13 protein-coding genes are annotated in these 12,809 nt (G+C 31.2%); 5 read left to right on the top strand and 8 right to left on the bottom strand.

Annotation, left to right across the window (positions count from 1 at the left end):
- Positions 1-264 precede the first annotated feature (264 nt).
- Genes C8P67_RS18275 through C8P67_RS22185 form a run of 3 tightly spaced genes read left to right on the top strand, consistent with a single transcriptional unit; the run spans position 265 to position 1,206 of the window.
- On the top strand, positions 265-837 hold the full coding sequence (locus C8P67_RS18275) for a hypothetical protein (protein ID WP_115814626.1): 573 nt from the start codon (positions 265-267) through the stop codon (positions 835-837).
- A gap of 23 nt (positions 838-860) precedes the next feature.
- Complete coding sequence (locus C8P67_RS18270) at positions 861-1,070, top strand: hypothetical protein (RefSeq protein WP_115814625.1); 210 nt, start codon at positions 861-863, stop codon at positions 1,068-1,070.
- The gene (locus C8P67_RS22185; RefSeq protein WP_170141490.1) at positions 1,048-1,206 is read left to right on the top strand and encodes a hypothetical protein; all 159 of its coding nucleotides are present in this window, start codon (positions 1,048-1,050) and stop codon (positions 1,204-1,206) included. Before C8P67_RS18270 ends, C8P67_RS22185 begins: the two co-directional genes overlap by 23 nt.
- Positions 1,207-1,499: 293 nt before the next feature.
- On the opposite strand, the gene C8P67_RS18265 is transcribed toward C8P67_RS22185, so the two are convergent.
- Genes C8P67_RS18265 through C8P67_RS18255 form a run of 3 tightly spaced genes read right to left on the bottom strand, consistent with a single transcriptional unit; the run spans position 1,500 to position 6,172 of the window.
- Entirely contained in the window at positions 1,500-3,983 is a 2,484-nt protein-coding gene (locus tag C8P67_RS18265; RefSeq protein WP_115814624.1) for a GIY-YIG nuclease family protein, read from the bottom strand.
- The gene (locus tag C8P67_RS18260) at positions 3,976-5,514 is read right to left on the bottom strand and encodes an Eco57I restriction-modification methylase domain-containing protein (protein WP_115814623.1); all 1,539 of its coding nucleotides are present in this window, start codon (positions 5,512-5,514) and stop codon (positions 3,976-3,978) included. The genes C8P67_RS18265 and C8P67_RS18260 overlap by 8 nt, the downstream gene beginning before the upstream one ends.
- Positions 5,507-6,172 carry a DNA methyltransferase gene (locus C8P67_RS18255; protein ID WP_115814622.1) on the bottom strand — a complete coding sequence of 222 codons (666 nt, stop codon included), beginning with the start codon at positions 6,170-6,172 and terminating at the stop codon, positions 5,507-5,509. Before C8P67_RS18255 ends, C8P67_RS18260 begins: the two co-directional genes overlap by 8 nt.
- Before the next feature lie 333 nt (positions 6,173-6,505).
- Here C8P67_RS18255 and C8P67_RS18250 point away from each other — a divergent pair, with 333 nt between their 5' ends.
- On the top strand, positions 6,506-7,069 hold the full coding sequence (locus C8P67_RS18250; RefSeq protein WP_115814621.1) for a tyrosine-type recombinase/integrase: 564 nt from the start codon (positions 6,506-6,508) through the stop codon (positions 7,067-7,069).
- 177 nt (positions 7,070-7,246) lie between these two features.
- On the opposite strand, the gene C8P67_RS18245 is transcribed toward C8P67_RS18250, so the two are convergent.
- From C8P67_RS18245 to C8P67_RS18225, 5 genes are all read right to left on the bottom strand, one after another.
- Complete coding sequence (locus C8P67_RS18245; RefSeq protein ID WP_115814620.1) at positions 7,247-7,666, bottom strand: protein-export chaperone SecB; 420 nt, start codon at positions 7,664-7,666, stop codon at positions 7,247-7,249.
- Between the two features lies 1 nt (position 7,667).
- Positions 7,668-8,252 carry a hypothetical protein gene (locus C8P67_RS18240; protein WP_115814619.1) on the bottom strand — a complete coding sequence of 195 codons (585 nt, stop codon included), beginning with the start codon at positions 8,250-8,252 and terminating at the stop codon, positions 7,668-7,670.
- Positions 8,252-8,644, bottom strand: a complete 393-nt coding sequence (locus C8P67_RS18235; RefSeq protein ID WP_115814618.1) for a hypothetical protein — start codon at positions 8,642-8,644, stop codon at positions 8,252-8,254. The genes C8P67_RS18240 and C8P67_RS18235 overlap by 1 nt, the downstream gene beginning before the upstream one ends.
- Positions 8,645-8,916: 272 nt before the next feature.
- Positions 8,917-9,630: a hypothetical protein gene (locus C8P67_RS18230; protein ID WP_115814617.1), complete on the bottom strand. Its 714-nt coding sequence runs from the start codon at positions 9,628-9,630 to the stop codon at positions 8,917-8,919.
- A gap of 9 nt (positions 9,631-9,639) precedes the next feature.
- Entirely contained in the window at positions 9,640-10,806 is a 1,167-nt protein-coding gene (locus C8P67_RS18225) for a phage integrase SAM-like domain-containing protein (protein WP_170141489.1), read from the bottom strand.
- 689 nt (positions 10,807-11,495) lie between these two features.
- Between C8P67_RS18225 and C8P67_RS18220 the strand changes: the two genes are divergently transcribed.
- Positions 11,496-12,797 carry an NCS2 family permease gene (locus C8P67_RS18220; RefSeq protein WP_115814615.1) on the top strand — a complete coding sequence of 434 codons (1,302 nt, stop codon included), beginning with the start codon at positions 11,496-11,498 and terminating at the stop codon, positions 12,795-12,797.
- Positions 12,798-12,809: the final 12 nt, after the last annotated feature.

Here is a 12,809-nt window from a genome sequence, read left to right as displayed (position 1 = left end):
TATTAGGGATTTTTTAGGGTTTCCCTAATTCGAATAGCAAAAACTTAATCACTTGATTTTATAGAAAATAGGTGCAATAATTTATTTTGCATTGATTAGATGCTTAGCCAAAAAATGAATTCAACTAAGACCCAATAAAAAATAAATACACCTTTTTTTAGTCAAAGTGCATCTTTTTCAAAAGTTTCACATATTTATAAATAGACAACAGACATAACCCAAGAGATTAGCAACCTCTCTTGACCTTTTTATATCCAATTTAGAATGAAAAAAAAGTTTAATGAATTAATCAACAATGCTAACAGCAAAAGAAATAACACATATTACAAGCTTAACCAATTACCAAAAATAACTGGACTATCAATAAGAATGTTGAAATACAAAATGGTTAAAATCAAAGAAAAATATGCTGGAGTGACTAGTTTACTAGAGAAAGACGGTAAGCAATGGAAAATACATTACTCAATCATAAACGAGTTTATGCCAATTAACAAAAGAAAAACTTATACTGAGAATAATTACGATTGGCAAAGCTTCGTATCATGGAATCCTTTTGAAAATTACGACAAGGAATACCATCAATACCTTATTTACCAGATAAAAAATCAAATGCCAGATAAATACATCAAATACACGATAGAACTAGATGGAAGAGGTTACAATCATGTTCACTTTATCACCGATGCTCAATTACCAGAAGTAAAAACAATAGTTGAAAATGTTATTTATAGGTACTTTTCCTGGAACGAAATCTCTTTTGAAGCTACAACCATAATAAATAAATATAGTAGCGTAAACTACACTAATAAAGCCCCGATAATAACAGAAATAATATAATAAGAAACTTAAAAATTTAAAAAATGGAAAAAGTAACAAACCTTGACCACAGCCCAAAGCTGAAAGAATTACTAATAATGTATATATCTCGAAAATACGGAGAAGATGCTCAATATGATGATTGGCACTTATTTCAAGAGTATTCATGGTTAAAAAACAATAATCAATTAGATGAACTTTTTAAAGAAGAGTGCTTAACAAACCGTTTGAATGATGAACACTATAGAGGATAAAATAAGACTTAAACAGATGGAAATTAACATTGAAGAAAATCCAGAAAGAGAAGCTGAATTACACAAACAAATGTCCAAATTACAATTTCAAAAAGAAATTGCTGTTATTAGAAAAAAAATAGAGCAGTTAGGATAGACCTCCCTCTCCTTCCTCCCTCCATTCTAAAATTCAATTGTTCTCGTTATCCGCCTCTTTAGGTAACTATTTTTAGGTAAGCAAAAACCTTACATCAGATTGCCTTTTAAAATTTCGAGACCAAAATAGCAAATAATAGTTCCAAAAGTGCAATTTATAGGTACTTAGCGGTTCTACATCGTACCTAGATGCTCCAGTATTTACTCAATCGTTTTATAAAAAAAAGCCACTATTTACTGTCAATAGTGGCTTTTTTGATGATGTGTTAAATGTGGTCTTATTATTTTACTAGATTATAATTCCAAATTAAAATCTTCGGCACTAATAACCGTATCATAAAGACCAATCTTATCCTCTGGATGTTTGCTTATCCCTGAATAGGATAAACTTGCGTCTTCATATCTTTTGAATTTATAAACAGCATCATTCATTAATGCACTATTAAAAACCCCCAAACTAACGAGTAGTTCAAAATCCTTCACATTTAGTCCTGTTACTTTCTTAAATAAAGCAGGCTCTAATTGTGTAATTACATCTTTTAAACTTCTTTCCCTGTAATCAGTCAGATACATAAAAACTGGAATTCGGGTAGCGAATTTTATTAACTTTTCTTGAATTTGTTTTCTTATACTTTTATATTCTTTTTCCTCTTCTGAAAGTTCTTTTTTCTCTTTTTGGGTTAATTCTTTTTCGTTGGCTTCGGCTTTTGCTTTTTTAATCGATTCGGACTTGTTGATAATAGTTTCAATATCTTGATTCAAGTTTCTAAACCCTTCAATGTTACTTAATGCTTCCATCGCATCTTTGTTATCCATTAATCGTTGTAAAGTAAAATTATCAACGTTTACGAGCATTGCACTCTCCCAACGTCTTGCCAAAAGAGTTGCTGTTGTACCACTCATTGCAATATCCAATATTCCAGCCGCATCAATTTCTTTCATTGAGCTTCCATCATACGCCAATACTGGTAAAAAGTTTATAAACTCCTCAACTTTCTTTTCAGGATTACTCTCACCCACGTTTAATCTGCAACTATAATCGGCAATTTGTCTTAATGCTCTATCAGGGGCAAAATCAAAAACATAACATTCGTGTTTTACAATTTCTTCTCGGTTTGGTGCATTTTTATCAGGATTTTTTATTGTCCATGGTGTTTGAACCCTAAAAGCCGCTTGAAAATAGGTTTCTGGACTAGACGAATTTCGTAACATAAAAATTCCTGTCCAAGGTTTTACAGAAACACCTGTTGTTAATTTACCACATGATAAAGTTATAGTTTTGGTTTCTGATGGATTTGCTAATGCCTTTTCAACTGGTTTTAGTGCTTCAACACCAATACCCGCACTTGTTCCTGCGCAAACAATAACGTTGTAATCATGATAAAATTTATTTTGTTTTTGGTCAATTAAATTCTTCATTGCAAAACAAGAAGCAACTGTTGGTAAAAACCAAAAAGTATGTTGTAAAACGTTTAAAAGTTTAGCGTGTGAAAATGGCATAGGTGGCTTTTTTGCCCCCATTTTTAAATTGTCAATAGTTGTTTCTGCTAAATTTCCACGAATTAAATCCAACCATTTTTGAACTTCATTTTCATATTTGAATTTTGAATTTTCCCCTTCACCATCAGCAGAAAAGAAAACATTCAAATCAAACTCATTAAACTCACCTTTCATAGCCACTTCAATAATGGCATCGGGCATTTGATAGGTTAGCATTACCATTCTGGGTAAAGATGAATAAGGATTTTTATCTCCTTTCCATTCTGTTTTTGCTTTTTGTTCGTCAGAGTAAGTCCAATTAAAAATTTGCTCTTCTATGAACTCCCCTGAACCAATTGCTCTAAAAGGCGTTCCTGACAAATACAAATAATGATTAGTCGTAATTGGCATATTACTTTCATCAAAATATTCGATTCCAACACCTTCACCGAATTGTTGCTCTTTTGGACTTTCGGCTTCAAAAAGTTCTTTGGCGTTTTCTCTCCAAGCTCCATAATGATATTCGTCAAAAGCAACACAATCCCAATTAGTAGTGTGAACCCATTCATTTTTTGACTTTATTCCTCCTGCCGAATTTTTACCTAACAAGTCTTGAAATGAGCCAAAGAAAACAAAAGGTTTTGTTGAATCAACATCTTCAAAACTCAAATCATCTTCTTTATTTGAAATAAACTGCCAACCAGTAAAATCTATATGAGATTCTAAATCATCCTTCCATGCACTTTGAACCGCAGGTTTAAAAGTTAGAACCAAGATTTTTGTCCAACCCATTTTTCTGGCTAACTGATAAGTTGTAAATGTTTTTCCAAAACGCATTTTGGCATTCCAAAGAAAGTGAGGAATATGTTCTTTATTTTCTGTTTTAAAACTGTTAAAATAGGCTTCTGTTTTGTTTATAGCTTCCGCTTGTTCAGGACGTAATCCAAAATCAAGTGTACGCTTGTCTTCATTTACAACCCCAGTTTTTATTTCAAGAATACAAGCTTTAACTTCTTTCAATGAACATTCAAACCATTCCCCATTGACATGTTTAACTTTTTTTGCATTCAATAATTTGTGAATGTCCTTATCTGTAAAAAGCGTACCATCATTACGTATCGCCAATTCTTCCAATATGATTTCGTAACTCATATTTGGCAATTTTACAGGATATTGTTCCGCAACTCGTTCCTCAGCAGTTTTGGTTGTATAGCCTACCTTTATACAACTAGCAAAACGTGTATCGGTATAACAATAAACTTTAGGAATACTTTTTTCTGGAAAATAGTTCTTACTCATTATCTTCGTTTTTTCTATTTCCCATTAATTCAGTTGCCTTAATTTTTGAATCAATAAATTCCCATTCTTCTTTATTTATCCCCCATTTTGTACATAATATTTCATCTGTATAAATACCTTCATATTTACCTAAATCTGGAATAAGTGAAAAGTTTTGTCTGGTTACATCTTGAGAAACAACTGTTTGAAGCAATAAAAAACGAACTGTTTTAGTAAATAAATAGGATTTAAAAGAAACAACTTTGTCTAATGAATTCGATGCATAAGCTACAATCCAAGATTCAGTACAAATTTCCCCTGGTTTTGCAATACGAACATTACCTTCATAATAAAAACCAACTGGTTTTGAAAAATCAGTTTGACCAGCAATTGGAGCTCTTGGGATTAATAATTTATACTTATCAATTATTTTATATCTATCAGATGTCTCTTCTTTGTTAACATTTAAAATTCCTTGTTTTTGCGTAAAATGACAAGGAATTCCCGTTTTTGAAGGTTTATGATGCCCCCTTATACCAAAAGGTTTTGAAGCAGAAATAACTTTATCTAAATTGAATTTTGAATTCTCAATTTTATTAATTTTTCTTATGATTGCAACAGCTTTACTTTGTCTAATTAAAATAGAAAATTCGTCTAAAGACCTTTCGAGTTTTACTACTTCGTCATTTTTGAAATTAGTAATTTCGCACAATCCCTCGTTATCTCTATCCCAAAGAAAATAACATATTCCTCCCGCAACATCTACACCAGGAAAAACTTCATTCGAGTTTTCAAAATCTACAATTTTTCTAATTTTTTTATCACTTAACATTTCCGCTCTAAATTCATCCAAACCTTTCCCTCCAGCATACCAACGAGCTGGAATAATCATCGATAAATATTTTGGACTAAGCTTCTTGGCTTGTTGAATAAATTTATGATAAATTGGACTAGCACTTCTTCCATGTCCTCCATCACTCAGTTGATATGGTGGATTTCCTATAACGACATCAAATTTCATTTTAAATATTTTTTCAGGATTGTTGGTGTGTATAAATTGATAAGCATAGGTTTCTAAAGAATCTTCTCTATTGTAAACTTCCTCGCTTGCATTACAAAAGGTACATTTTCCATTTTGCCAAGTATGATTGATTTTGTCAAAAATGATGTTTCCTTTTTCATCAGTAAATGTTTCGCATATTGAATACTTTCCGTTTGCAATTTTGGAGCAATAAACACTCCTACGAGTTAATAACGAAGTGAGTTCAGTTATAGCAATTCCAAAAAGTTGTTTAGTAAAAATATGGTTCAATCTATCTTGTTGGTCTGGTATTTGACTTTCCAAACCTTTCATCAACCGTTTGGCTATTTCTCTCAAAAAAACGCCAGATTTACTTACGGGGTCAAGAAAAGTAGTTTGTGGATTACTGAATAGTTCCTGAGGCAAACTGTCCAATATTTGGTTTGCTAATGAGGGAGGTGTAAAAACCTCGTCATTGCTCAAGTTGGCAAGGCAAGTTAATACATCAGGATTATAATTCGTTTCAGTCATTTTCGGCTATTTTAAGGAAATGAGTTAAAGGAAATTCTGCAACTGGTTGAGGTATAAAAACAGGCTCTTGGTGGTCTGAAAACAAATTCATTTCAGTGTCGTCAAATTCCACATTTTCGAGTAATTTATCTAATTGAAAATCTCTTCTTTTAAGCATGCTTCCATTTACAGCACTCCATTCAGAAAAAGTTATCGGCTTTCCATGAATTGTTTTCATAGTTAGGGCATCACCCCATATAATATTTTTGGACAAGATAAACTGCGCAGATTTTAGAAATTCTTCATTAAAATCTTTTTTGTAATGAGTTTTGTACAATTCTGCAAGTATTTTTAACAATCTGTTTCTACATGCCTCTACGTTGTCTTCTAATATATCAACACCATATATACTTGAAATTGCTGTAATTGCATTTCTTTCGTATTCTAATTGACTTTTTTTGTATCTAATTTCAACTACTGTTAATTTTCTTTTTAAGATTTCGACCAAAAAATTCCCTGTTCCACAAGCTGGTTCTAAGAATCTGGAATCAATTCTCTCTGTTTCTTGTTTTACAAGGTCAAGCATTGAATTTACTTCTCGTTCATTCGTAAAAACTTCCCCATGGTCAGTAACCCTTTTTTTTGATTTTACTTGATTATTATGTGTTGATTCGGGCATTTTTTATTTTATTGTCTTATTTTAAAAGTGCTAATTTAATCTATTATTAATTAAAATTTGATGCTTTTAATACATGAATTAAAACATCTTCAAAAACAACTCCAGCGTAATAATTATTCAATTAAGTATAATAATTCCAGCTTAATATTTTACTTCTGTAAAAAAGTTTCACTTCTAGCAATAGTGAAACTTTTTATTTTAGCTAAACCCTTATGAATAAAGGATTAACGGAATTTCGATTAACTTTTAAAGTCAAAAAGTTTCACTTTTAATTAATTTTAGTTGTTTTTGAAACTTTTATTACTATCTTTACAGTAATAAATAATTACAGCCATGAGCCTTAAAAATTCAATCACTACTAGCGACTATCTAAATTTTGATTCAACATTGAACAAAGCAATGAAAATTATCAAAACTGAAAAAAACTATAAATTAGGATTTTTAGTAGTGTTTGGCATAAATGCTGGATTGAGAATTTCTGACATTCTGGAATTGAAATTTGAAGATTTAGAAAATGATTCAATTTCATTGGTAGAATCTAAAACTAATAAAAAACGTGTCATTCGATTAAACGACAATATTAAAAATGCTTACGAGATTCTTAAAACAAGAACAGAAATAAGAAGTGGTTATATTTTTACTTCAAACCAGTCGACTGTAATAACGGTACAATATGTAAACCGTAAACTAAAAGAAATGTTTGCAACTAAAAACGTTGCAATTAGCAGTCACTCGCTCAGAAAAACGTTTGGTCGTCAAGTTTGGGCTAATAACAATGAGACTGATAAAGCTCTTTTATACCTTAGTGAATTATTCAATCACTCATCACCAGCGATAACAAAACGTTATCTTGGTATTCGTCAAGAAGAGTTAGACGACATATATATGAGTTTGTAGCGTTCATGTTCACGGTGTTCACGGTTTCTATTAATGAACAACGTGAACGGAGAAGATTGCTAAAGTAAAATCCCTATGTAGCTGTACTTAATGTTTCAATCATTACCGACCAGTAATAAAAAATTGATGTTTAAGGAATAAAAAAAGGTCAGCATGGATAAAAATTATACCTAAATATTAAATCACTTTGGTATTAGCTTTTAAAGGCTCAGCCATATTTGTGAAATTTATCAACCCTAAAATCATAACATTTGAATTAGCCTGAAGTGTTAATGTACTAACAAAAGAACGCAAATAAGGAAAAAATATGGGTACAGCACTTAAAAAAAAATGCGAAGGCAATTCTGCTAATTGGTACTGCTTATCAAATTGATATTCAGCAATTCCAATTGCCTCAACAACTACTTTATCTGTCCCAACCTCTTTAGCTTCAACAGCTAAAGTTAAAACAAATTCACCTGTATTTTCATTATACAATCCAGAAGGACTAAATGAAATATTAAAATCTGAATTTTCATTATTTGCTTCATTGAATGAAAATCTTGAAATTTTATATTTCGAAAATTTAAAACCTATTGCGTTTTCACTATTTATCATGCTACAATATTAATAAAAAAAAAAGACTCTGATTAATCTCAGAGTCTTTTTTTGTTTTAGTTTCTTTCGCCACGACTTCGTCTTTGAAATGTGGTGACTCATTCATATAATAATCATTTAATATAACATTAGCACAAGGCTTAGCTGTAACAACAAATTCATTATTCATTGAATAATTTACATAGTGATAAATCGGACTATTTATATTCACTTTACTAAGTGAATCGAATACCTCTTCAAGAACGTTGCTATTCGGCATTATATGTTCAATTGAATATGATGCAGTTACAATCTGAGATTTTTGTTCAATTAGTGAAATTCCTAATTCCAAGATTGGCTTTTCAATTTGAATCAATATATTTTCAGACATAAAAAGAATTTCTTCATTTGAAAACAATTCTTCGAATTGATTTTCAATTTCTATTTGCTTTAAAATATAAGCTTTATCCTTATCGTAACAATGAACAGGCTTAACTTCAATTAAATGAGTAGCTATGTTAACCCTAAATTCATATCTTATTTCTAAATATGACAAATCAGCATACAATCCTTTTAATTTCTCAATTATAAAATTTTTTGAATCCATTATAGTTTTGTTTTGATGATATTTAAAACTTCATTACTAAGCGTTAAAGCTTTCTTTCCTTTATCATAATCTACAATTTCATTGTGATAATCTGACAACGTTCGAAAGGCTTTTAAAAGCTTTACTTTATCTTTAATTTCACGAGCTAAAAAACCACTATCATTATATTTTGCGGTTAACTCTTTTTGAATTAATTGTAAAGGATATCCATGAGTAGAAAGAATCACTCCTTTACTATCCTTTGATTGCTGTATCGCTAAATCAATTTGCTCATATGTATGACCTAACTGATTTAATTTATGTTTAATATATTGAAAGCATCCATAATATGAACAATGAACGCTAGACGCATAATTATCATAATCATCAATGAGTATTTTTGCGGCACTCATATTAAATTCTGATTTAGATTTTAAATGCAATAGTATATTATTTTATTATTAATGGTTTTACTCGGCTCAAATATAAATAAAAAAAAACATGAAAATCAAATAAAACTCATCTAAAAAACAAAATACAATTGCAAAGATAGTTATTATAATCGAGTACAAACCTCTCATTACTATTAAAATAAGGTAAATTGAATATTTCCATTCTTTTTAAACATCATAAAAATCAAATTATAGACAAATTTTTATCACCTACACTATCTCTACTTATAAATTTAAGTCTTTTTTAAAGAATAACCAATCTTCAATAAATAATTTTCAACAGCCATTACATTTTTAGCTGAATTTAAAGGATTGTTCTTATTATCTAAATCGTTGCCTAAAAGCGGATTCAACAATGGTTGAATTGAACTTGGTTTTGCATCAATAATATGACCCAAAATATTTGCCATGCTGTTTATAGACGTATTAAAAGGAGTTTGCTTTTTTAAAAAATCTATCACGCCCAGTTTTTCGAGATAAATTATCCGTTTAACAATTGGAATATTATAGTCTTCTATTAGTTCATCATAAACCTCTAATGGTAATTTTTTATCTCCAACTTGATTTTTCTCCAGTTTACTATAAGCAATATCAATTAACACATTAAGTACAGGAAAAAAAGCATTTGTCTTATCAATGAGAACATCAGTAAAACTTACATTAATATACTCACAAAAAAAATCGATTGTATGTTCCATATCGTACATGTGATAGTCATCATTCAGAATTGTATTAAAAACATACTCGATATCTTTATTCTCCACATCACTATGACGATAGACTTCTGCTTTTATTTTCAACAAGTGATAATGAAAAAAATCTCTTCTCAGAAAGCGTAAAAGATTTATATCCAAATCATTTGTCAAATCATAAACCGTCCGTGTTATAGTAAAAGGAGTAACTTTCTCAACATTTTCGTAAAATTCAATTAGCTCGGTATTAGTCACTTTAGTAAATTAAGTTGGTTTTATATCGGAAGACAATTTACTAAAATATTCCAACATTTGATGTGCATTATCATAGGTAGTCTTTCCTATGTAAGATAAGAACATACGCTCAGTACCATGTGCCGTAATATTCATTAAAATGGGTGTTGGAATCCTTCCGTAAAAGTTGGTTGCAAAAGAACGTCTGCAAATATGACTACTAACAGCTTCGTGTTTTGGAGAAACTTTAATTACACTAGGTTCACCTTGCGTTTCTTTCTTTCTCCATTTTGTTGAAGTGTTCAACTCTGCCTCTTTACACACATCTTTAATATACTCATTGAAACGGGATAACGATATTTTATATGGCAAACCACTTTCTACAATTTCGATTGCTTTAGGCAACAATGGAATAGCAACCAATTTTCCAGTTTTTTTTTGTTTCAATTCAATGATTTTAGCTCCAGAAATTTCTTTTATATTATCATTTGTAATACTCAACAAATCGCCAGCACGTTGTCCAATCAAACAACCTAACAGCAACCATTTCCTAGCATTTATCAAAGCCTCTCTTGTAAGCACAGCCAACTTAATAGATTCTTGTTCCGCTTCACTCAAAACTATAATATCCTGTGGTTCTTTACTTTCAGACAGTCCTTTAAAATTATGAACCTGTATTGACGTTTCAATATCGTTCTTAAAAGCATCTCGGCACACAGTTCTAAAATTTGCAATATTCTTTCCAACATAATTAGTTGAATATCCTTTTGCAAACATCCACATTTTGTATTTGTCAAGAAATTGCAAGTTAACTTCTTTGACCAAAATACTTTTACCTTTCAAAGCTTCAGCTTCATATTTTGAAATTGTGTTCTTGAATAGTTTTAAATTCTGGATACGTCCTCCGCTTAATCCAAGCTCTTTTTTTTGATTCTGCTTGAATGGTGCATCATCAATATATTTTTGAATATAGTTTGTAAAAACATCTAAATCAACAACAGCAACTTTATTATTAAAAACATCTATTATATTCTGTAACCAATCACCCGTAAATTCTATTCCTTCACTTACAGCATTGTTGTAGTTTTTTTCTAAATGTATTTTTAATTCCGCTAATCGAATGTTGAGTCTTTTCGCATCATCATCTCTTAAACGACTTTGCTCTTTTTCAGCATTCCAATCTTTGAAGTTTATCACAAAACCAGTTTTTCTCCAAAGCCTAATTTTTTGACTAATTGAGTAATAAACATAAATGTTTGAATTGTCACTTTCGTTACGTAATTTGAACTTTAGAGTAGCCATGATATTTGAAAATTTAAAACCAAATATATAAATATTGCTACACTTTTGCTACACTTTTAATGTATTTATGCGAATTATTGCGAATCACTACGAACTTAAAAAACAACAATCCCTTTATATATGGGACTTTTAAGTATTTTAGATTTTATGTAAATACACGGGCTTTGCTCCCTCCATGGTCACTAATTCAAGACTACCTTACTCGAAAACCTCTGTACTTTCAGAGGTTTTTCTATTTAAAAAAAACTCACTCCTTCCATATTAAACAAATTCTGGATTTTTCTTAATCTTATGATTTTTATCATCTCAATTTGCTCTAAAACCAAATAATTTTGCTCCGCATTTAAATTTAATAAGTCTTCCCTGTTACAAATAAGCATTAATACAAAATAATGTAATTTTACTTGGAAACTTTTTTTTTAGAAATAAAGAATTGGACTGGAGCTTCCTTTATGGATGTTTCCATATTTAAACCTTCCAATTTCATTTACTATTTTTTAATGCCTTATTCGCCAGCATAAATAATACAAACTATTATCTAGTGATTTAATCCAACTAAAAACTAACCAGTAAACAGCAAAATAATGCTAGACAAAATTTTCAAACTTCGGGAAAGAAACACTTCTTTCAAACAGGAAGCCATTGGCGGAACTGTCACTTTTTTAACAATGGCCTATATCATTTTTGTAAACCCCAACATTCTTTCGGCCGCAGGAATGGACAAAGCAGCGCTTATTAGTGTTACCTGTATCGCAGCAATCGTAGGAACCCTTTTGGTAGGTCTTTGGGCAAATGTCCCTTTTGCAATGGCACCAGGAATGGGACTCAATGCAATGTTTGCCTTTACACTTGTTATGAGCGATGGTGCCACATGGCAGCAGGCACTGGGTGTGGTTACGTTATCGGGGATAGTTTTTGTTATCATTTCGATTCTCGGGATCCGTCACAAAATAGTCGATGCCATACCCGAATCGCTGCGAGTCGCTATTGGTGCCGGTATTGGACTGTTTATCGCTTTTATTGGTTTCAAACAAATGGGACTCATCGTTGCCAATCCAGAAACTTTGGTAGGTCTGGGAAAATTCACTCCAGCAGTAGTCATTGGACTCATTGCTTTCATCATCACGGTGTTTTTGGAAATCCGAAAAGTAAAAGGCTCCATCCTCATTGGAATACTAGCTGCAACCCTTCTTGGTTTTATATTTGACGACTCCATAAAAATACCTACAGAATTAATAAGCACTCCTCCTTCTATAGCCCCTGTTTTCGGGAAATTAGAAATCCTTTCTGTTCTAAAAATCACTTTCATTGCTCCTATTTTTTCGTTTTTATTTGTAAATCTATTTGACTCTATCGGAACAGCTATTGCCTGTTCTATGGAAGCAGGGTTAATTAATAAAGAAGGAAAAATGCCTCACATCAAAAAAGTTCTGGAAGCCGATGCCGTTGCAACAGCATTCAGCGGTGTTTTAGGAACCAGCAGCACTGTGACTTATATAGAATCGGCAGCAGGCATTGCCAATGGTGCCAGAACCGGATTGAGTTCCGTTTTTACAGCCGGATTATTCTTTCTTGCCATGTTCTTTGCTCCCATAATTGGGATTGTTCCTGCCTATGCCACTGCACCAGCACTTATTCTGGTTGGAATTTTTATGGCAAAACATTTAGCTAAAATTAATTTCACAGAACTTTATATCGCTGTCCCTACTTTTCTAACCTTAATTTTAATGCCGTTAACTTACAGTATAAGTTCTGGAATTGCATATGGTTTTTCATCATATGTCATTTTATGTCTAGCAACAAAAAACACAAACAAAGTCCATCCAATCATGTGGGGAATTGGGCTCTTTTCAATATTAGAAATCATCATTTCGCAAATGCATTAACTTCAAATTCTA

This window comes from Flavobacterium aquicola (assembly GCF_003385115.1).
Lineage (GTDB): Bacteria > Bacteroidota > Bacteroidia > Flavobacteriales > Flavobacteriaceae > Flavobacterium > Flavobacterium aquicola.
Note: the sequence above shows the minus strand (reverse complement) of the source record. Positions and strands in the feature narration are given on the sequence as shown.